The organism is Pseudomonas sp. GW821-FHT04D07, assembly GCF_059420225.1.
The window spans coordinates 59,251-80,109 of sequence record NZ_JBWKTH010000015.1; the positions used below are offsets into that span (position 1 = coordinate 59,251).

The following is a 20,859-nucleotide window of genomic DNA, read 5'->3' on the forward strand; positions in this document are numbered from 1 at the left end:
CGGGCTGCATTGCCTGTAACAGTGGTCGTACAACGATTCAAAATCAACGAGAGCGTTAGATCGTTTTTTCTCTTGAGAACAGTGCCAAACGCATCTGTCCAAAAAGTAAAACCTGCTGATTTTTTGTAATTTTCTCTTTAATTATTTCTATCTTTTTGTTTTTTATAGATTAATTTTTATATCAGGCGTTTTTGCTTTTTGGACAGACGAGTTCTCGCACACGGGAGCAAACAACCCCTTCATTTTGATGTCATCCTATGACCTGATTTAAAATCAGCCGGATTCACCTTCACAATCACCATGTCGCCGCCTGCATCGTGGTGCGACGACAACCTGCCCATGTACCTGTCGAGGATTTTCAGGAGATGTTGTCAGCGAGTCGAGTGCCTACCTACGTCATGCAGCAACGCAGCGAATTGACGGACTTCTATATCCGCGACAAAAAGGGGCGGCGCGCCGAGACCAGCCCGCATCGCCACGAGTATTTCCAGATCCAGGTCAACCTCGGTGGCGATACCGTGCAGCATATCGGCAACGTTGAGCGGCCGTTTCCGCGCAACACACTGGCCTTCATCCTGCCCCATCGCGTGCACGTGATTCCGCATCCGGTCGAGAGCAATTTCATGGTGATCAATTTCTCCCAGATCTTTCTGCTGCCGCATTTGCAGTGCGACCCGATGGATCTGGAGGAAGTCTCGATTCTCCTGGCGCCGGAGCTATCGCCGTTCCGCTTCCAGGAACATCTGGATTTCATCCTGGGCGATGAGGATTTCGGCAAAGTCTGTGCGCTGATCGAGCAGATGCGCCTGCTGGATGAAAACCGTCAGTTTGGCACCCGCGAGATGCTCAAGGGCTTGCTGCTGCAGCTTATCGGCAGCGTCTGTGCCTTGCATGCCGAGCCGCTCAAGCGGCTGGCCGAAGAGAATGCCGCCGAAGTCAGCCGACGCGATGCCTTGGGCAGGATGTCCGAATATTTGCGTAAAAATATCGCCGATCCCGATCTCAACCTGATCAAGGTTGCCGCCGCGACTTACCTGTCACCGACCTACCTGACCCACTGGTTACGCAAGGAAGTCGGCAAGACCTTCACCGAGCTGGTGCTCGAACGCAGGATGCACGCGGCGCGCAATTATTTGCTCAATGGAACAAGACCCGTGGGGGAGGTGGCAAGGCTGTGCGGTTTCGCCGACGAAGCCTATTTTTCACGACGTTTTCGCCAGATCCACGGCCAGCCTCCCGGGCAATTCAGACGCCAGCAACTCAACCCGGATACTCCACAATCACCGTCCAAACCAGATTGAAAACCCGAAAGTTGCACCCATCCGCTAATTGATCGTGCATGAAGTCCATCGACCAACACTGGTTGGTGGCCTAATCAAAGGCGCTTGGCCAATCGTTGAGAATCACACCGTCAGCTTTCCCTCCGCGGCCTGGTCAAATTTCAACCGGGCCGTTTCAACCTCAGGCAATTTGTCGAGCGTCCATTTATGCAATTCGCGAAATGGTTGCTGCAGCGTTCGACCCAGTGGGGTGATCTCATACTGCACTGCCACGGGCGAGAACGAAATGACCTGGCGCGAGACGAGACCATTTCGTTCCAGCCGCCGTAGGCACTGTGTAAGTGCCTTCTGAGTGACGCCCTCCAGGCGACGCCTGATGGCGTTAAAGCGATGCGGCCCGTCATCAAGCACCGCCAGAACCATCATCGACCACTTATCTGCGATTTGGTCAAACAGTGCCCTGCTGGGACAGTCCGATGAGAAGCATTGCGGATGTATTTCGAGCAAGGATGGTTCCCTCTGATATACCTAGGCTACTCAAGGTGCCTAATTGACATTTAGTTTACAAAATATACTTATATGCCCTCCAAACGCAATGGAGACTCTCTCAATGTCTAACCCTGATACCAGTATTTTGTTTCGGCCTTTTTCAATCCGTTCGCTGGTACTGAAAAACCGAATTGTCATGGCGCCCATGACGCGTCTGTTCTCACCCGAAGGCATCCCGGGTGAAGCGAGCACTGCCTACTACCGGCGGCGGGCAGAGGGACGTGTTGGGCTGATCTTGTCCGAAGGCACCGTGATTGATCGCCCAGCATCACGCAATGATTCAGGCATTCCTTTTTTTCACGGCGAAGCGGCGCTGGCTGGGTGGAAAAACGTGATTGATGCGGTCCACAACGCTGGCGGGCGCATGGCACCGCAGATCTGGCACACCGGTGCCACGCGTTACATCAACGACTGGGAGCCAGATGCACCAGTGGAAAGCCCGTCGGGCCTTGATTCGCCAGGTGACCTGCGTGGCGTGGCGATGAGTGAAGAGGACATTGCCGACACGGTAGCAGCGTTCGCCAAGGCAGCGGCGGATGCCAAACGCCTGGGCTTTGACACGGTCGAGATCCATGGGGCTCATGGTTATTTGATCGATCAGTTCTTCTGGGCGGGCACCAATCAGCGCACCGATCGTTACGGCGGACCGACCATCAAAGAGCGCTCGCGTTTTGCCAGTGAGATCGTGTCTGCCGTTCGTCATGCGGTCGGCCCCGAATTCCCTATCATCATGCGCGTCAGCCAGTGGAAGCAACAGGACTACGGAGTACGCGTCGCCGAAACGCCAGCTGTGATGGAAGACTGGTTGTTGCCACTGGTCGAGGCCGGTGTCGACGTCCTGCACTGCTCGCAACGTCGCTTCTGGGAACCTGAGTTCCCCGAGATTGACGGTGAGAACGGCCTGAACTGCGCGGGTTGGGCGAAGAAAGTAACCGGGGCCGCGACCATCAGTGTTGGTTCGGTTGGGCTAGACAATGATGTTACTAATGCCTTCGCCGGCAAAGGATCAACCCCTGCGAGTTTGGATCGGCTTGTCGAACGCATGGAGCGCGAAGAGTTTGATCTGATCGCTGTAGGGCGTGTTCTGCTGAGTGACACGGATTGGGCCGCCAAAGTGGAAAAAGGCGACTACGCGGATCTGAAGGGCTTCAACCCGGCATCTTTAGCCGAATTGGTTTGAGCCTTATTGCGCAGTGGAGAGTGTGATGCCACAAAGGTTTTAGCCTGAAGGAATCAGCGTTCTAGCCTCGGATTTTTCGAGGCCGAGATCGTAATCCGTTGTTGAGTGCGACTTGACTGTCTCAATGATCGAACATGTTAAGGCCACTCAACACCCACGTAAATTAGGATTGCGTTGCCGTGTGGCCCGGGCATTTACGCGCAGGCTACACGGCGTCGCCAATTGTGGAAGTCTGTTACAGGCTATCCGGGTCGCCGCAGAACATCTGGATCCGCGAGCGCAGCCAGCGCTCACCCGGATCGTTGTCCTGGGAACCGCGCCAGGCCATGTGCAGTTCGAAGGTCTGAGTCTCCAGTGGCGGGTTCTCGGCGCGCACGCCACCGGCCGCGGTCAACGCATCAGCGGTGTAGTCCGGCACGGTGGCAATGATGTCAGTCCCGGAGATCAGGGTACTCAAGCCATTGAACTGCGGTACCGCGAGCACGACATGCCGCTTGCGTCCGAGCTTTTCCAACTCGGTGTCGATAAAGCCACTCAGGTCGCCGGCGAAGGACACCAGCGCATGCGGGCGGGCGCAGAAATCATCCAGCGACAGGGGGCCGGGCATCGAGTCGGCGCGCAGCAACTTGGGCGAGCTGCGGCGCAGGACCTTGCGTTTGGCGTTGGCCGGCAGGTCGGTGGTGTAGCACACGCCGATGGAGATTTCGCCGGAGCCGAGCTTGGCCGGAATCAGCAGATAGTTGACGCGGCGGATCACCAGCACAATGCCGGGCGCCTCGGCGCGCAGGCGCTTGAGCAACTGCGGCAGCAAGGCGAACTCGACGTCATCGGACAGGCCGATGCGAAACACCGAGGTGCTGGTGGCCGGATCGAACTCCGAAGCGCGGCTGACCGCGGTGGAGATCGAGTCCAGGGCCGGGGAGAGCAGGGCGAAGATTTCCACCGCACGGGCCGAAGGCTCCATGCTGCGGCCGGTGCGCACGAACAACGGATCATCGAACAGGCTGCGCAGGCGCGATAACGCCGCGCTGATCGCTGGCTGGCCGAGAAACAGCTTTTCCGCGGCGCGGGTGACGCTCCGTTCGTGCATCAGGGTTTCGAATACGATCAGCAGGTTCAGATCGACGCGACGCAAGTCGTTACGGTTCATCGGGCTCGCTTCACAAGACGGTCACTGGCGGGGAAGGTCAATCTTACGGGCAAAAGTGGTTGATTCGCACGGAATTTTGAACTGTGTACAATGGTCGCCAATCAATGACAGGCATGTCGACTATTAATAGCCACTGATGGTTTTGGCTGAAAAGCCCGGATAGAGTTCGTGACATTAGAGGTTCATTTGACGAGGTTTGCGATGTCCCGCACGATCCGTTTTCACAAGTTTGGTCCGGCCGAGGTGCTCAAATGCGAAGAGCATACGGCCACTCTGCCCGCGCCGGGCGAAGTGCAGGTGCGTGTGGAGGCCATTGGCATCAGTTGGTACGACGTCCTTTGGCGGCAGAATCTGGCTTCGTCCCAGGCCCGCTTGCCGGCCGGTATCGGTCATGAAATGGCCGGTGTGGTCACCGCCGTCGGCGATGGCGTCGATGACCTGGCCGTTGGCGACAAGGTCGCCAGCTTTCCGGCCCAGAGCGCCAACGATTATCCGGTCTATGGCGAGCTGATCGTCCTGCCACGTACGGCCCTGACCCGTTATCCGGATGTGCTGACTCCCGTCCAGGCCAGCGTGCATTACACGCCGCTGCTGATCGCTTATTTCGCTTATGTCGACCTGGCGCGGGTCAAGCCGGGGCAGTTTGCCCTGGTCACCGATGCCAGCCACTGCGCCGGACCTTCCTTCGTGCAACTGGGCAAGGCCCTGGGCGCCAAGGTGATTGCCGCGACCAAGATCCCGGAAGAGCGCGAGTACCTGTTGTCCCTGGGGGCCGACAAGGTGATCGTCACCGAGGAGCAGGACCTGCTGATGCAGGTCAACAAGTACACCGATGGCCGTGGCGTCGACATGGTCTTCGACGGCCTTGGTGGCCCGCAGATGTCCATGCTCGGCGATGTCCTGGCGCCACGTGGCAGTCTGGTGCTCTACGGCCTGCAGGGCGGTAACCAGACCCCGTTCCCGGCGTGCGCGGCGTTCCAGAAGAATATCCAGTTCTTCGTCCACTGCATCGGCAACTTCACCGGCAAGCCGGAACTGGGCATCGTCCAGGACCAGGCAGCGCTGCAACGGGCCTTGCGCGATATCAACCAGCTGACGGCCGACCGGGTGTTGCCACCGCTGGAAATCCGCACTTTTCCATTCGACGAATTTGTCGAGGCGCACCGCTACATGGACGGTTGCCCTTGTCGCGGCCGGGTCGCGCTGCAAATCGAACCCAGTTGAGCTGACTCAGGCTGTTTGAGCCCACATCACCCCCGTGTCGTTCTGCGATGCGGGGTTTTTTATGTGTGCTCCGAAATATGTTTTAACAACTTTCCGGGCTTTTTACTCGCGCCGAAGTATGCCATCAACTGAACCGGTTTTTCGCCAAATTCTGTATCTGTTAATCGTCGGGTAAGTGCTGATAATTGAAAGGGTCACTTACCGCTCAAGGAATGAGTTATGGTTCACGATCAGCTGCTGTATCGGAGTCTCGTTGTTTTTCGAAGTTTCAGGTCGAACCCTCCTGGACCCAACGCCTGGAATATCTTGCTTTCAGTGCGTCGGGCGAAGACTGCCTCCTTATGTCGTTAATTTCTTGTGGGTAGTTAATAGTTGTAGGTCATTGTAAGAATATTCTTAAGATATTTTTATTGGTACGCAGACTCCCAGCGCTAACTGGCAATCAGTGACGTCGGTCATGCTCGAAAGCTCTTGCCGTGGGTGTTTCAGGCCTGTGCAATACTTCGGGTGTTGCTTGTCCGCATCAGGGTTACAGGGGACAGGCAATCTTCCGTACGATCCAGTGACTGCCGGTAATGCGAGCGCTGTTTGCCCGACACTGAACTCAATCCAGGTGTATAAAGGCTATGAGCTCCATTCATGAGCAGGCAATGAATTATGTTTATCAGCAAGTGTTGCAGCGTCTGATGAGTTACTTCACGCGCGCTGAACGTATTGCTTTACAGTTGTTGATTCAACGTCTGATCGTAGCGGCGGGCGGTATAGAGCGTATTGGTGAATTCAAGGTCATGGTGGCCCACGGTGGCGGCAAGGACAGCAGTTACACACTGGCGTTCCTGCGGGCGGCGCAGTTGAGTATTGCCGGGCGTTCGCCGGCGACCTTCAACTTGCGAGTCGCCACCTTGCGCCATGCCGGGGTCACCGCCACGGTCATGCACAATATCCATCGCAGCTACAGCGCCTTGTTCGTCTATGACGATCCCCGGGTCGAGCTGTTGATGGTGGACAACAAGCATGTCCGGCCCTTCAATCATCGCCTGCCGATGTCCGAACTCAATCGTGAGATCAACCGCCGCAACCTGCTGGTGAGCGGCCATCTGACCGCGGGCGATGGGCGGGCGACCTTCTGCAATGGCTGCTACCTGTCCATGGCCGATTTCTACGAGCGCTCCAGCGCCTGGGACAAAGGCGTCGATGCCCTGGTCAGCGGCGAGTCGCCGCGGGAGCAGAAGCAGTACATGACCTGGCTGTTGCGGGCAACCGAGAAGCCCGAGCGGGCCTGGGTCGGCGGGCGGGCGCTGGAGTTCGACGAGGCGGTGAAAACCTGCCACGACCTCGGCCTGGATTACTACCGTGAGCTGTATGGCGAGGCCCTGGTGGAGCCCGAGGGCCCGGCTATCAGTCGCTCCAGCCGGGCCACGGCGCCGATGCTGGTCAGCGTCTACGACCTGGTCGGTCGCGACATCGAGGAGCGCTGGCCACTGCTGACCGAGTTTCTCGGCTTCCAGTTCGATGACCTGGCCTTTCACTTCAGCGAGTCCGATTGCGCCAATCCCTTGCTGATGGCCCATATGCGCGGCCTGCAGGCGCAATACGTCAGGGGTCTGAGCTATGAGGCCGGCATCGGCGAGTACCTGCAGTTGGCCGACGCCATGATGCGCCGCAAGCACATGCCGGCGCGGCTGGTGGAGCAGGCCATGGGCGCTTATGACAGCGCTGAGAAGATCCTCGATCGACGGGCGCTGGCCAGTGCCTACGCGCATGAGGCCTTTGGCCTGAGCGAGGCCCAACTGACGTGTTTGTTGTTCGCGCCCTTCGTCAACCGTGGCAACGGGCTCGAGTCGTTCCTGCGTGGCTGTCACCCCGGCATGCTGGTGGCCCTGCCGGACCTGCACAAGGCCCTCGCCGGGCAGGTGGTGCCCGAGCAGATCTGGCAATGGCTGAGCGAAGTCAGCGGCCTGACCCCGGCGTTGCTGGGGGATCTCTACACCAAGGCCCAGGTGGACTTCTCCGGCGTCAGTTCGCTGATTGCCCGGGTCCGCGCCAGCGATCCGGACAAGCACCGTATCGACATCGTCAATCCCGACAACGGTGAAGTGTTCAAAGAAGTCTTGTCGGGACGTTAAAAAGGATTGGTATTGATAGTTTCAGACATTCCCCAACCGGGCGCGGATTCGTCCGCGCCCCAAGACCTGACTCAAGCGGCGCCCGACAAGGGCCGCAAACACTCGGATTTTGCTTACCAGGCGGTCTATCGTTATCTGGTCAGCCTGATCAACGAGGTCGAGACCGATGCCCGGGTCAAGCTGCCATCCCTGCGCCAGCTGGCCGAGCGCCTGAATGTTTCGATCTCGACCATCCAGTACGCTTACTCCCTGTTGGAAAAGGAGGGGCGGGTGTACTCGCTGGCCAAGTCGGGCTATTACGCGCTGCCGGTCTCCGGCGCCTCGTTCGTCAGTGGTAGCGCCGATGTGCTGGAGCGCCTGTATGTGCATTCGCGGCGTCCCGGCACCCTGGTGCTGAGCAGTGATGAACCGGCGCTGCTGCTGTCGCTGGACAATCCGCTGCTGTTGCTCGAACGCGAGTTGGTGCGCCAGTACCCGCGCCAGCAGGCGCCACAGTTTCAGCCCTTCGGCGAGCTGGAGCTGCGCACCGCCCTGGCCGTGCGCTACACCACCTCGGCCCAGCGCTATTGGCATGCCGACGATGTCTACATCGGTGCGGACCTGCGCAGCGTGCTGGAAACCCTGATGGCCGCGTTGAGCCTGAAACAGGCGACGGTCCTGGTGGAGTCGCCCTGCGACTGGGTGATTCTGCGCCTGTTGCAGGCCGGTGGGGTCAATATCATCGAGCTGCCACTGCAGGACGACGGTGGCTTCGACCTGGCGGCCCTCGAGCACTTGCTGCAGACCCGGCCGGTCAAATTGCTGCTGATGTCTTCCGGGTTCAGTGTGCCCCGTGGCAGCTTGATACCTTTGGCGCAGCGCGAGCAGCTGGCGCGGTTGCTGGAGCGTTTCGGCATCTGGTTGCTGGAAAACGACAGCCATGGCGAGTTCGCCTTCGAATTCAGCGGCCCGCGGATGCGCGACCTGGTGGACCCGGATCGCCTGCTGGTGTTTGCCAGCTTCGAGCGGATCATGGGCGCCGAAGCGCCTTTCGGCTATCTGCTCTCCCGGCACCTGGGGGCGGAGCTGCAGCGGCATTTCCTGTTGCGCTCGTTCCGCATGTCGCCGACCCGACAGAAGGCGATTGCCCGGCTCTACAGCAGCGGTCGGATCGACCAGCACCTGCTGACCTTGCGCCGTCTGTTGCAGGAGCGCATGGCCCATATGAGCGGCCTGTTGCACGAGCGTCTGGCCGACAGCCTGGCCTTCGTGCCGCCGCAGGGCGGGGCGACGATCTGGGCCCAGGCGACTCGGCCGGTGGACATGCGCAAGGTGTTCGAACGCTTGCTGGAGCAGAAAATCGTCTTCGCCCCCGGCGAGTTATTCAGCCTGCATGGCCTGCATCAGCAGCACTTGCGCCTGTGCAGCACTTCCCATCGGCATCTGGACCAGGCCTTGGGCGTCCTGGCCGATGCCCTGCGCCTGGAACAGCTCGACTGAGACGCCCTTGGTCCGTTTGTATTTGCCAGGGGCGGGATGGCCTGTTATCTGTATGCATAACCAGCATTCGATAACCTTGGTCTTCCCCGCCTGTGACAACCCAGCCCCTCGACGATCCGTTCTACTACCTGAACAACTTCCAGCAAGTGCTCGACTGGTTGGCCGAGCGTTATGCCGACCTGCTGAACGCCCAGGAACACGCTTTTATCGCAGACTTCGCCCGCTTGCCCAAGGCCTCCCGGGCCCTGCTGGTGCGGATGGTGATGCGCAAGGGCGAACATTTCCGGGCCGGCAAGCTGAACTATGCCGAAATCGGCGATCCTGAGCCGGCGGCGCTGCCATTGTTGGCCCTGGGCTGGCTGCGCGATGATGCGCTGCTGAGCCTGGCGCAGTTGTTCGCGGTCCTGCAAAAGGCCGAGGTGGTGAGCAGTTTCAAGGCCGATATCACCCAGCCCAGGGCCAACAAGCCCGAGCTTTATGAGGAGCTGGCCCTGCGCTTCGACGAGAGCCGGTCGTTCGCCCAATGGTGCCCAAGCCTTCCCGAGCCGCTTTACAGCCTGCAGGTGATGCCGCTGTGCGACCGCCTGAGACTGATGTTTTTCGGCAACCTGTACCAGGACTGGTCCGAATTCGTGCTGGCGGACCTGGGCATCTTCAGCTACGAAAAGGTCGAACTCCACGCATCGTCCCGCGGCCTGCGCAGCCGCGCCGACCTCGATGGCTACCTGCATTTGCAGGCTGCTCGCGAAGCCCTTGAGGCGGGTGAGGAACCTGGCCTGATACACCAGCACGTCAACCGGTTGGACACCGACAACCCCTGGCTGGAACGGCGTCGGGGCAAACTGCTGTTCCAGATCGGACAACAGAGCGAGCGCTTGCAGGACTGGCCCGGCGCACTGGCGATCTATAGCGGCTGCAGCCACCCGCCAGCGCGCCAGCGGCGCATCCGCGTGCTCGAACGCCTCGGCGAGTTCCAGCTTGCCCTGGACCTGGCGTTGCAGGCACAGGACGCGCCCCACAGCGCCGAAGAACAACAGCATCTGCTGCGTATCCTGCCCCGGTTGCGGCGCAGGCTCGGGTTGCCGGCGATTGCCCCGACGGCGCCGGTGGCGATTACCCGACTGGACCTGGTACTGGCCAACGATCCGGCCCTGTCCGTCGAGGAAGGCGTCGCCCGCCACCTGCACCAGCCGCAGGCCCCGGTGCACTATGTGGAAAACACCCTGATCAACTCGTTGTTCGGCCTGTTGTGCTGGCCGGCGATCTTCGCGCCATTGCCGGGGGCGTTTTTCCACCCGTTCCAGAGCGGCCCGGCGGACCTGCATGAGGAAGATTTCCACGCTCGCCGCGCCGAGCTGTTCGCCGAGTGCCTGGGGCAACTGGAGGACGGCCGCTACCAGGACAGCATGCGCGCCACCTTCAGTGCCAAATGGGGTCTGCAGTCACCCTTTGTGTTCTGGAACGTACTGACCCCGGAGTTGCTCGAACAGGCCCTCGACTGTCTGCCCGCCGCACATCTGAAACACTGGTTCGAACGCCTGCTGCTGGATATCCGCGCCAACCGCGCCGGCATGCCCGACCTGATCCAGTTCCACCCGGCTGAAAAAAACTACCGGATGATCGAAGTCAAAGGCCCCGGTGACCGCTTGCAGGACAACCAGTTGCGTTGGCTGGAGTTCTGCCGGCAGCACGGGATGCCGATTGCCGTCTGCTACGTGCAATGGGCAGCGGAGGACCTTTGACCTACCGCGTTGCCGTGCGCGCCCTGTGCGAGTTCACCGCCAAGGTCGGCGACCTGGACCTGCGCTTCACGCCGTCGCCCAGTGCCCAGGAGGGCATGCTCGGGCATCGCACCGTGGCGTCGCGGCGTGCCGAGGGTTATCAAGCGGAACTGCCGGTGGAAGGCTATTACCGCCACCTCAAGGTCCAGGGCAGGGCGGATGGTTATGATCCGCGGCAGAACCTGCTCGAGGAAATCAAGACCTACCGGGGTGACCTCGCCGCGCAGCCGGCCAATCACCGGCAACTGCACTGGGCCCAGGCGCGGATCTACGCCTGGCTGGTCTGTCAGCAGTTACAGCTGGCGGAAATGAACCTGGCGTTGGTCTATTTCGATATCGTCAGCGAAAAGGAAAGCGTGCTGCGGGAAACCTGGCGCGCCGTGGATCTTGAGGCGTTCTTCGTGCAACAGTGCGAACGCTTCCTGCACTGGGCCGAGCAAGAGACCGGCCATCGCCAGGCTCGCGACCAGGCGGCCCGGGACCTGGCCTTTCCCCACGAAGACTTTCGCCCCGGCCAACGGGCCCTGGCCGAGACGGTGTACAAGGCTGTCAGCACCGGGCGTTGCCTGATGGCCCAGGCGCCGACCGGGATCGGCAAGACCCTCGGCACGCTGTTTCCGATGCTCAAGGCCCTGGCACCGCAGCAACTGGACAAGGTGTTTTTCCTCACGGCCAAGACTCCGGGCCGCCAGTTGGCCCTCGGCGCGGCGCAGGTGCTCTACGAACGCTCACCTGATCTGCCGTTGCGGGTGCTGGAACTGGTCGCCCGGGACAAAGCCTGCGAACACCCGGACAAGGCCTGTCACGGCGAGTCCTGCCCCCTGGCCCGAGGGTTTTATGATCGCCTGCCCGCGGCGCGCCAGGCTGCGGTCGGCGTGCCCTTGCTCAACCAGCAGGCGCTGCGGAGCATCGCCCTGGCGCATGCAATCTGCCCCTATTACCTGAGCCAGGAAATGGCGCGCTGGAGCGATTGGGTCGTCGCCGACTACAACTACTACTTCGACTTCAGCGCCTTGCTGTTCGGGCTGGCCCAGGCCAACCAGTGGCGGGTCGCGACGCTGGTGGACGAAGCCCACAACCTGGTGGAACGCGGGCGCCAGATGTACAGCGCGAGTCTCGACCAGCAGGTCCTGAACAGCGTCCGGCGCAGTGTGCCCGAAGCCTTGAAAAAGTCGTTGCAGCGCTTGAACCGTGAGTGGAATGCCCTGCACAAGGAGCAGGTCGGTCCTTATCAGGCTTATGCGCAGGCTCCGGCCAAGTTGCTGAATGCTATTGGCCTGTGCGTGTCAGCCATCGGCGACTACCTCAATGAACATCCGCAAGACGTCGATGCTGAGCTCCAGGGCTTCTACTTCGAGCTCCTGCAGTTTTCCCGGGTGGGTGAACTGTTCGACGAGCATTACCTGTTCGATATCAGCCTGCGGGAGAGCGGCCAGCGCCGCAGCTCGCAGCTGTGCCTGCGCAATGTGGTGCCGGCCGGTTTTCTGCGTCCGCGGCTGAAGGCGGCGCGCAGCAGCGTACTGTTTTCCGCGACCTTGAGTCCCCGGCACTACTACACTGATTTGCTGGGCCTGCCAGCGGACACCGCGTGGATCGATGTCGAGTCGCCGTTCAAGCGCGAGCAACTGGACCTGCGGATCATCAGCCGGATCTCCACCCGCTACCTCCATCGCCAGGCCTCGCTGGCCCCCATCGTCGAGCTGCTGGCCGAACAGTTCGGCGAATGCCCCGGCAACTACCTGGCATTTTTCAGCAGCTTCGACTATTTGCAGCAAGTGGCGCAGTTGCTGGCCGAGATCCATCCACAGATCCCACTCTGGCAACAATCGCGGCGCATGGAGGAAAGCCAGCGCCAGGCCTTTCTCGAGCAGTTCACCGAACACAGCCAGGGCATTGGCTTCGCGGTCCTTGGCGGGGCCTTTGGCGAGGGCATCGACTTACCCGGGCAACGGCTGATCGGCGCGTTTATCGCGACCCTGGGCTTGCCGCAACTGAACCCGGTCAATGAACAGATCAAACAACGGATGGCGGCCTTGTTCGGTGCCGGGTACGACTACACCTACCTGTACCCGGGTGTGCAGAAAGTCGTGCAGGCGGCTGGACGGGTGATCCGCAGCGAGCAGGATCGCGGCGTGGTGCTGTTGATCGATGATCGTTTTGCCGAGGCCAAGGTCCGGCAGCTATTGCCACGGTGGTGGCAGGCCTGACAACTGCGTCGCCCTGGCGCGAGCGCGCCGGTCGGTGTCCTCGATTGCCGCAAGGCTGTCAATGGCCACCGCAGGAGTCTGTTCCAGGGTTTCAGCAACGACGCGGGCGATATCGCTGAACTTCAACGCACCGGCCAGAAAGGCCGCCACCGCCACTTCATTGGCCGCATTGAGCACCACGCTCAGCTCGCAACCGCCGTGTGCCACGTCCAGGGCCAGGCGCAGGCAGGGGAAACGCAGCAGGTCCGGCGGGGAAAACGCCAATGGCTCACAGCGCGTCAGGTCCAGTGGCACGACCCCGGAGTCCATCCGTTGCGGGTAGGCCAGGGCCTGGGCGATCGGTGTGCGCATATCGGGATTGCCCAGTTGCGCCAGGACCGACTGATCGGCGTAAACCACCATCGAGTGCACGATGCTTTGCGGATGAATCAGCACCTCGATCCGTTCCGACGGCATCTCGAACAACCAGTGCGCCTCGATCAGCTCCAGGCCCTTGTTCATCAGGCTGGCGCAGTCCACCGAGATCTTGCGGCCCATGCGCCATTTCGGGTGGGCACAGGCCTGGTCGGGGGTGACGTTGCCCAGGGTTTCCAGCGCACGGGTCAGGAACGGGCCGCCGGAGGCTGTCAGGATCAGGCGTTCGGGACGGGCCTCGGGGTGAGTCGACAGGCATTGGAAAATCGCATTGTGTTCGCTGTCGACTGGCAGTAACTGTGCCTGGGACGTGGCGATACAGCCCATAAACAGCGAGCCGGACATCACCAACGCTTCCTTGTTGGCCAGCAGAATGCGCTTGCCGGCTTTTGCCGCGGCCAATGTCGAGGCCAGCCCGGCGCCACCGACAATCGCCGCGACCACGGTATCGCATTCGCTGGCACAGGCTACGGTCACCAGTGCTTGCGGGCCATGCAGCACTTCGGTGTGCTGGCCAAGCGTCTTCAGCCGGTCCGCCAAGCGTGCCGCCCCCTCGGCATCGGCGACCACCGCCACTGCGGGTTGGAAGGCCAGGCATTGGCGGTACAGCTTGTCGATATTCTGATGCGCGGTCAGGGCGAACACGGAAAAACGCTCGGGATGCCGCGCGACCAGGTCCAGGGTGCTGTCACCGATAGAACCGGTGGCCCCGAGCAGGGTCAGGCGCTGATGCATGGTCGGACTCCTTTATGGGGTGTCACGGGCAATCAACTCACGGGGATGGGCGGTGAATGGGCTGACCATCCGCGCCAGTTGCTCGCGGGCACCGGCGTCTCCACCGTAACGGGCCGTGACATAGGCCTGGAGCAATCGGGTGAAGTCATCGGCTATGGTGCCGCCCTTGAGGGTCAGTACCCGTTCGCCGTCCATATACACCGGCGCCGACGGGTGCTCGCCGGCGCCGGGCAGGGAAATGCCGATGTCCGCCAGGCGACTTTCCCCCGGGCCGTTGACCACGCAGCCCATGACCGCCACCTGCAGTTGTTCGACACCGCTGAAACGGCTTTTCCAGATGGGCATCTGCTCGCGCAGGTAGTCCTCGATCTGTTGCGCCAGTTCCTGGAACAAACGGCTGCTGGTGCGCCCGCAACCGGGGCAGGCCACCACCGTGGGGCTGAACGCCCGCAGGCCCATGGTCTGCAGGATCTGCTGGGCCACCAGCACCTCGCGGCTGCGCTCGCCGCCAGGTTCGGGGGTAAGGGAGATGCGCAGGGTGTCGCCGATACCTTCCTGCAACAACACCGCCAGGGCGGTGGCGGAGGCGACGATACCTTTTGAGCCCATGCCGGCTTCGGTCAGGCCCAGATGCAACGGGAAGTCGCAACGCGCGGCGAGGTCACGGTACACGGCAATCAGGTCCTGAACGTGACTGACCTTGGCCGACAACACGATCCGCTCTGCCGGCAGGCCGACTTCGATGGCCCGTTGCGCATTCTCCAGTGCCGACACCACCAGGGCTTCGCGCATCACCGCATCGGCCGCCAGCGGTACGGCCAATGCTGCATTGGCATCCATCATCCGCGCCAGCAGGTCCGGGTCGAGGCTGCCCCAGTTGACGCCGATGCGCACCGGTTTTTCGTAACGGCAGGCGATTTCAATCATCTCGCAGAACTGCTCGTCCCGCTTGGCGCCCTTGCCGACGTTGCCGGGGTTGATCCGGTACTTGTCCAGAGCCTGGGCGCAGTCGGGATAGGCCGCCAGCAAGCGGTGGCCGTTGAAGTGGAAGTCGCCCACCAGCGGCACGTCGATCTGCCGGGCGTCGAGCCGTTCGCGAATCTTTGCCACCTGGGACGCCGCCTCATGGCCATTGACCGTGATCCGTACCAGCTCAGCGCCGGCCAGGGCCAATTGCTCGACCTGGGTTGCGGTGGCCAGGGCGTCGGCGGTATCGGTGTTGGTCATGGCCTGGACCACGATGGGGCTGGCGCTGCCCAGCGTCACGGCACCGATCAGCACCTGCCGGGTTTGGCGACGGGGAATGGGCGTGTTCATCGGTTGCCCCCTTGCCAGGTATGGCTATCGATGTAGCGTGGCGCACGCAATGACCAGTCGAGATTGCCGCTCATCCAGCTTTCCAACAGGCGGATATAGCGCTCAATCGCGATTCTTTGCGCGTGTGGATACTGCTGGCGCTCAATGAACAGGGGCAGTCTTTCTCGCGCCTGTTCGAAGGCATGCACACGGGAGTTCAACAAGTTATTGACGAATGCCATGGCTTCGCGCAGTGACAGGCCCAGATGGTGTTGGCAAACGACCACGTAGTTGCTTATTTCGTCGTAATGGGTTTCTTTGCCATAGGACAACAGGTCGTTTACCAACACCACCACGTCACTGGCAGTGTCCCGCAGGACCTGGAAGGGCCAGCTGTGACAGAACGCTTCAGGCAGCTCGGCATGGCCGGCGGATTCGCCGGCGCTGAACATCAACTGGGTGGCGCCGGTATAGCGACGTACCTCGGCGAAAGCCAGCAGATCCAACTCGCGGGCCTGCACCTCGGGATAGGCCCTGGAAGCCAGCTCGAAGAACCGGGCTGACTCAAACGCATGGCGCGCTTGGCTGTCGACCAGGCCCATCGACTCCAGCCAGTTGTTGGCACCTTGGCTTGCCACGTCCTGATAGGGGTTGATCCTTGAGTCAAAGGGCAGGTGAATCGGTGGTAGATCGAATGCAGGCATGATGTCACCTCCTATAAGCCTGGTTGTTTAACGACTGCGGGCGATCAGCCCGCCTGGCAGATTGAACTGCACCTGTTCTTCGCGGCCCGGCAGGGTTTTGATGGTCAGTGGCGCCAGCCTCCCGAGCGCGGCAATCACCTCGTCGACCAAGGCCTCGGGTGTCGAGGCCCCGGCGGTGATTCCCAGCGTCTTGACGTTTTCGAACCATTGCCGCTCCAGCTCGCTGGCATCGGCCACCCGGTAAGCCGGCACCCCCGTGTCAGCGGCAATTGTGCGCAAGGTCACTGAATTGGCGCTGTTCGCCGCGCCCACCACCAGCACCAGGTCGACGCAGTGGCTCAAGGTGCGCAGCGCGGTCTGGCGGTTTTGCACGGCGTAGCAGATGTCGCGGGTATCCGGGCCGACGATGTCCGGGTAACGCTGTTGCAGGGCCAGGACCACGGCCTTGGTGTCATCGAGGCTGAGGGTGGTCTGGGTGATATAGGCCATCGGTGTGTTGACTGGAAACGCCAAGGCTTGCACTTGCGCCACGTCGCCGACGACGACTACCGGAGCGGGAATCTGCCCCAGGGTGCCGATCACTTCGGGATGCCCGGACTCACCGATCAAGATCACCTGATAACCTTTGGCGGCATAGTGGCGTCCCTGGTTATGCACCTTGCTGACCAACGGGCAGGTGGCGTCGAGGACTCGCAGCTGGCGTTGGCGCGCGGCGTCTTCGACGACCCGGGCAACGCCATGGGCACTGAACACCGTGACGGCATCGATCGGCACTTCGTTCAGTTCCTCGACGAAAATCGCACCCTTGGCTTTCAGGCTGTCGACCACCTGGCGGTTATGGACAATTTCGTGGCGGACATACACCGGCGCGCCGTACTGCTCCAGGGCCAGTTCGACGATATCGATCGCCCGCACCACACCGGCACAGAAGCCGCGAGGTTGGGCCAGGATGACGTTCATGGGCGGCTTCCGCTGATGGCCTGTCGGCGACTGTCGCCGCTGCGCCGGTACATCTCCTGCGCCAATGCGACTTGCCCGCAAAACACCTGGATCGAGGCGATAATCCCCTTGGCGTCCAGGCCGCAGGCACCGAGTAGTTGTTCCGGCGCGCCATGCTCGATGAACTGGTCGTCGAAACCCAGTTGCAGCACCTTGCGCGACACCAGTGCCGCGGCCAGGTGTTCGAGGCACGCGGCACCGGCGCCGCCCTTCACACAGCCTTCTTCAACCGTCACCAGCAGATCATGACTGCACGCCAGGGCTTCTATCAGGTCGACATCCAGAGGTTTGACGTAGCGCATATTGGCGACTGTCGCATCCAGTGCCTCGGCGGCCTCAAGGCTGGGCTGCAACATGGAGCCAAACGCAAGAATGGCGATTCGCAAGCCTTGCGCTTGGCTCGACTGTCGACGGATTTCGCCTCGGCCCAGGGGCAGGACATTCAGCTCGACTTGCGTCGCCGTACCGCTGCCGGCCCCGCGCGGATAACGCACTGCCACCGGTCCGTTCTGCAACAGGGCGGTGTGTAGCATCTGCCGACATTCGTTTTCGTCCGCCGGTGCCATGACGACCAGGTTGGGCACGCAGCGCAGGTAGGCGAGATCGAAGGCGCCGGTATGGGTGGCACCGTCGGCCCCGACAATGCCGGCGCGGTCGATGGCCAGTACCACCGGCAGGTTCTGGATGGCGATGTCGTGGATCAGTTGGTCGTAGCCACGCTGGAGGAAGGTCGAGTAGATCGCCACCACCGGCTTCAAGCCTTCGCTGGCCAGGCCGGCGGCAAAGGTCAGGGCATGCTGTTCGGCGATCCCGACATCGAAGTAGCGATCAGGGAAGCGCTGCTCGAACTCCACCAGTCCCGAGCCCTCACGCATGGCCGGGGTAATCGCCACGACGTCGGGATTGCGTTCGGCTTCGTCGCACAGCCAGTTGCCAAAAACCTGGGTATAGGTCGGCTTGCCGGGCGCCGTGGGCAGGATGCCTTGCTCCGGATTGAATTTTCCGGGGCCGTGATACAGCACCGGATCCATGGCCGCCGGGCTATAGCCATGGCCTTTTTCGGTGATGATATGCAGCAGTTGCGGGCCACGCAGGTTTTTCAGGGACTGCAACGCCGGAATCAGCTCGTTGAGGTCATGCCCGTCGATGGGGCCGGTGTAGTTGAAACCCAGGGCCTCGAACAGGGTCGCTGACAATTTCAGCCCTTTGAGCTGCGCTTCGAAGCGCTGGGGCCACCGCCTTGGTGCTGCGTCATCGCGCAGGATGCGCTTGATAGAGGCCTCGGCGGCCGGGATACAGCGATGCGCGGTGAGTTTACCCAGGTAGTGGCGTAGCGCGCCGACGGCGGGGGAAATCGACATGTCGTTGTCGTTGAGGACCACCAGGAATGGCAGGTCCTGGTGCAGGCCGGCATTGTTCATCGCCTCGTAGGCCATGCCACCGCTCAGGGCGCCATCACCTATGACGGCGATGCCATGGCGCCGTTCACCTTTGATCCGGGCCCCGAGGGCCATGCCCAGTGCCGCGGAAATCGAAGTGCTGGAGTGGGCCGTGCCGAAGGTGTCGTACTCGGACTCCTGGCGCCGGGGAAAACCGGAGATCCCTCCCAGTTGGCGAATGCCGGCCATGGCCTCGCGGCGCCCGGTCAGGATCTTGTGCGGATAGGATTGATGCCCCACATCCCAGACGATTCGGTCATACGGGGTATCGAACACATAGTGCAGCGCGATGGCCAGCTCCACGGTGCCGAGGTTGGCCGACAGGTGCCCGCCGGTCCGTGAAACACTGTGCAGGATAAAGGCCCGCAGCTCATCGGCGACCGCCGAGAGTGCCCTGGGATGCAGTGTTCGCAAATCGACGGGGCTGTCGATGGCGTTCAGTAGCTCGAACATGCCGGGCTCCTCTGTGTGTCTCAGTGCAAGCGGTTGACGATCAGGTCAGCCAGGTCATGCAGATAGGTCGCGCGGCCGTCGAAGTTCGCCAAGGCGGCATGAGCTTGTTCATTCAGTTGCCGGGCCAGGTGGCGCGACGGCTCCAGGCCAAGCAGCGAGACGTAGGTCGGTTTTCGAGCGCGGGCATCCTTGCCGGCGGTTTTGCCCAGCATCGTCGAGTCCTGGGTGACGTCGAGAATGTCATCGACAACCTGGAACGCCAGGCCGATGGCCGCCGCGTAGCGATCCAGCTCATCGCGGTTCGGCGGGGCCGCCTGGGCGCAGAGCGCGCCCATGCGTAACGCGGCCTGGATCAGTGCACCGGTCTTCAGTTGATGCATATGCTCCAGGGTAGCTCTGTCGATCGAGAGGCCCGAATGGCTCAGGTCAAGCATCTGTCCGCCGCACATGCCTTGCGCGCCGATCGCTCGGGCCAGTTCTGCCATCAACAGCGCCTGCCGGCTGGTGGGCAGCGGTGTGTGTCGCAAGGTCGTGAACGCCTGCGCCAGCAGCGCGGTTCCCGTCAGGATGGCGGTGGCCTCATCGAATTTGACGTGCACGGTGGCACGCCCGCGGCGCAGGTTATCGTCGTCCATGGCCGGCAGATCGTCATGAACCAATGAATTGACGTGGACCATTTCCAAGGCCGCGCCAACAATATCCAAGGTCTGTGGTGCGGCTCCGAGGGCTATGCCGCTGGCCTGGCACAACAACGGGCGCAGGCGCTTTCCGCCGTTCAATACGGCGTAGCGCATGGCTTCATGCAGGCGCGATGCGGGGGCTCCCTGGGGTGGCAATTCATCTTCGAGTCGACGTTCGATTCGCCCCAGTACCGCGTGTCTCCAATCGCCAAAGGTGGGCAGGGCATTCTCGGTTGGCAACAAGGTCGCCAACGCATCGTGCGCGTTCAGTGTCATGACGTTGATCTCTAGAGGGCCAGATGACCGGTCGAGGACGCCTTGAGCGCCATGTCTTGCCAGGCGCGCAAACCTGCGAGGGTGTAGATGTCGAAGATCTTTCGGAACCAGACTGTGTACTTTTCCGGTTCAGCGGCGATGCATCCGGGAATATCGGACAGCGGCAGCCATTCCCAGGCCAGGGCTTCATCGGGATTGGCAATTGGTGGGGTGTCGCTGGTGCCGACGAACAGATGATCGAACTCATGCTCGATCAGCGCGTTCGAAACCTGTTCCCGATAGAGCAGGGAGGCGACCTTTTTCAGCGGGCAGGTCAGGCCCATTTCTTCGAACAGGCGTCGTTGTGCAGCGGCATGGGTCTGTTCGCCCAGGCGCGGGTGGCCACAACAGGTGTTGGTCCACAGACCTTGGGAGTGGTATTTACCGAGGGCGCGTTGTTGCAGCAACAAACGGCCCTGCTCGTCGAAGATGAAGATCGAGAAAGCCCGATGCCGCAGGCCTTGTTGATGGATGAGCAGCTTTTGCGCACTGCCGGTTTCGCAATCGTCCTCATCTACCAAAATGAGGGTTTCTTCCATGACTCGGACTCCGTGGTGTCGTTGTCACTGGACAACACTGCAGACCAGAATACGTTGAGGGGAGCTCAGATTTTCTTGAGTGAGATTGCTAGACAATAGATCGCGTTTGCGCAATCGCAAGGCGGGCCGGGCATTTTGTCCTGGCCGTTCGTCGCAAGTTGGCGAGCGTGGCTGATCGGCTCCGGGTGAGCCGTTGCGCGATACGCAGGTTTATTAACTGACAAGAGTTTCACGATCGGTGTCGGCCGCAGAAAGCTCAGGTTCAGGTTCCGGGGCGCAACCTCCATAGCAGACTAACCTTCAGTGCAC

The 20,859-nt window shown here is 61.3% G+C and carries 16 protein-coding genes; 7 read left to right on the top strand and 9 right to left on the bottom strand.

Annotation, left to right across the window (positions count from 1 at the left end):
* Positions 1 to 365 precede the first annotated feature (365 nt).
* A complete protein-coding gene (locus tag AC07T0_RS18390) occupies positions 366 to 1,301 on the top strand; it encodes a helix-turn-helix transcriptional regulator (protein ID WP_495002554.1) in 936 nt (311 codons plus the stop codon).
* Positions 1,302 to 1,403: 102 nt separating this feature from the next.
* On the opposite strand, the gene AC07T0_RS18395 is transcribed toward AC07T0_RS18390, so the two are convergent.
* The gene (locus AC07T0_RS18395) at positions 1,404 to 1,787 is read right to left on the bottom strand and encodes a winged helix-turn-helix transcriptional regulator (protein WP_495002555.1); all 384 of its coding nucleotides are present in this window, start codon (positions 1,785 to 1,787) and stop codon (positions 1,404 to 1,406) included.
* 103 nt (positions 1,788 to 1,890) lie between these two features.
* Here AC07T0_RS18395 and AC07T0_RS18400 point away from each other — a divergent pair, with 103 nt between their 5' ends.
* Positions 1,891 to 3,009 (top strand): NADH:flavin oxidoreductase, encoded by a 1,119-nt coding sequence (locus AC07T0_RS18400; RefSeq protein WP_495002556.1) that lies wholly within the window; start codon positions 1,891 to 1,893, stop codon positions 3,007 to 3,009.
* A gap of 235 nt (positions 3,010 to 3,244) precedes the next feature.
* On the opposite strand, the gene AC07T0_RS18405 is transcribed toward AC07T0_RS18400, so the two are convergent.
* The gene (locus AC07T0_RS18405) at positions 3,245 to 4,159 is read right to left on the bottom strand and encodes a LysR family transcriptional regulator (RefSeq protein WP_495002557.1); all 915 of its coding nucleotides are present in this window, start codon (positions 4,157 to 4,159) and stop codon (positions 3,245 to 3,247) included.
* A 201-nt stretch (positions 4,160 to 4,360) separates the two neighbouring features.
* Here AC07T0_RS18405 and AC07T0_RS18410 point away from each other — a divergent pair, with 201 nt between their 5' ends.
* The 5 genes from AC07T0_RS18410 (at position 4,361) to AC07T0_RS18430 (ending at position 12,976) form a co-directional block, all read left to right on the top strand.
* A complete protein-coding gene (locus tag AC07T0_RS18410) occupies positions 4,361 to 5,383 on the top strand; it encodes a zinc-dependent alcohol dehydrogenase family protein (RefSeq protein WP_495002558.1) in 1,023 nt (340 codons plus the stop codon).
* 626 nt (positions 5,384 to 6,009) lie between these two features.
* On the top strand, positions 6,010 to 7,509 hold the full coding sequence (locus AC07T0_RS18415) for a hypothetical protein (RefSeq protein ID WP_495002559.1): 1,500 nt from the start codon (positions 6,010 to 6,012) through the stop codon (positions 7,507 to 7,509).
* Positions 7,510 to 7,575: 66 nt separating this feature from the next.
* On the top strand, positions 7,576 to 8,988 hold the full coding sequence (locus AC07T0_RS18420) for an aminotransferase-like domain-containing protein (protein WP_495002616.1): 1,413 nt from the start codon (positions 7,576 to 7,578) through the stop codon (positions 8,986 to 8,988).
* A 92-nt stretch (positions 8,989 to 9,080) separates the two neighbouring features.
* Positions 9,081 to 10,730, top strand: coding sequence for a VRR-NUC domain-containing protein (locus AC07T0_RS18425; RefSeq protein WP_495002560.1), 1,650 nt, complete (start codon positions 9,081 to 9,083; stop codon positions 10,728 to 10,730).
* Positions 10,727 to 12,976, top strand: a complete 2,250-nt coding sequence (locus AC07T0_RS18430) for an ATP-dependent DNA helicase (protein WP_495002561.1) — start codon at positions 10,727 to 10,729, stop codon at positions 12,974 to 12,976. The genes AC07T0_RS18425 and AC07T0_RS18430 overlap by 4 nt, the downstream gene beginning before the upstream one ends.
* On the opposite strand, the gene AC07T0_RS18435 is transcribed toward AC07T0_RS18430, so the two are convergent.
* The 7 genes from AC07T0_RS18435 to idi are packed head-to-tail and all read right to left on the bottom strand — an operon-like array spanning position 12,950 to position 20,550.
* A complete protein-coding gene (locus AC07T0_RS18435) occupies positions 12,950 to 14,125 on the bottom strand; it encodes a 1-deoxy-D-xylulose-5-phosphate reductoisomerase (protein WP_495002562.1) in 1,176 nt (391 codons plus the stop codon). The two genes, AC07T0_RS18430 and AC07T0_RS18435, sit on opposite strands and share 27 nt — an antisense overlap.
* Before the next feature lie 12 nt (positions 14,126 to 14,137).
* Positions 14,138 to 15,442, bottom strand: a complete 1,305-nt coding sequence (gene ispG, locus AC07T0_RS18440; RefSeq protein ID WP_495002563.1) for a flavodoxin-dependent (E)-4-hydroxy-3-methylbut-2-enyl-diphosphate synthase — start codon at positions 15,440 to 15,442, stop codon at positions 14,138 to 14,140.
* The gene (locus AC07T0_RS18445) at positions 15,439 to 16,125 is read right to left on the bottom strand and encodes a terpene synthase family protein (protein ID WP_495002564.1); all 687 of its coding nucleotides are present in this window, start codon (positions 16,123 to 16,125) and stop codon (positions 15,439 to 15,441) included. Before AC07T0_RS18445 ends, ispG begins: the two co-directional genes overlap by 4 nt.
* A 27-nt stretch (positions 16,126 to 16,152) precedes the next feature.
* The gene (ispH, locus tag AC07T0_RS18450; protein ID WP_495002565.1) at positions 16,153 to 17,085 is read right to left on the bottom strand and encodes a 4-hydroxy-3-methylbut-2-enyl diphosphate reductase; all 933 of its coding nucleotides are present in this window, start codon (positions 17,083 to 17,085) and stop codon (positions 16,153 to 16,155) included.
* Positions 17,082 to 19,016 carry a 1-deoxy-D-xylulose-5-phosphate synthase gene (dxs, locus tag AC07T0_RS18455; RefSeq protein ID WP_495002566.1) on the bottom strand — a complete coding sequence of 645 codons (1,935 nt, stop codon included), beginning with the start codon at positions 19,014 to 19,016 and terminating at the stop codon, positions 17,082 to 17,084. The genes ispH and dxs overlap by 4 nt, the downstream gene beginning before the upstream one ends.
* A gap of 20 nt (positions 19,017 to 19,036) precedes the next feature.
* A complete protein-coding gene (locus tag AC07T0_RS18460; protein WP_495002567.1) occupies positions 19,037 to 19,972 on the bottom strand; it encodes a polyprenyl synthetase family protein in 936 nt (311 codons plus the stop codon).
* Between the two features lie 11 nt (positions 19,973 to 19,983).
* Positions 19,984 to 20,550 (bottom strand): isopentenyl-diphosphate Delta-isomerase, encoded by a 567-nt coding sequence (idi, locus tag AC07T0_RS18465; RefSeq protein ID WP_495002568.1) that lies wholly within the window; start codon positions 20,548 to 20,550, stop codon positions 19,984 to 19,986.
* Positions 20,551 to 20,859 lie beyond the last annotated feature (309 nt).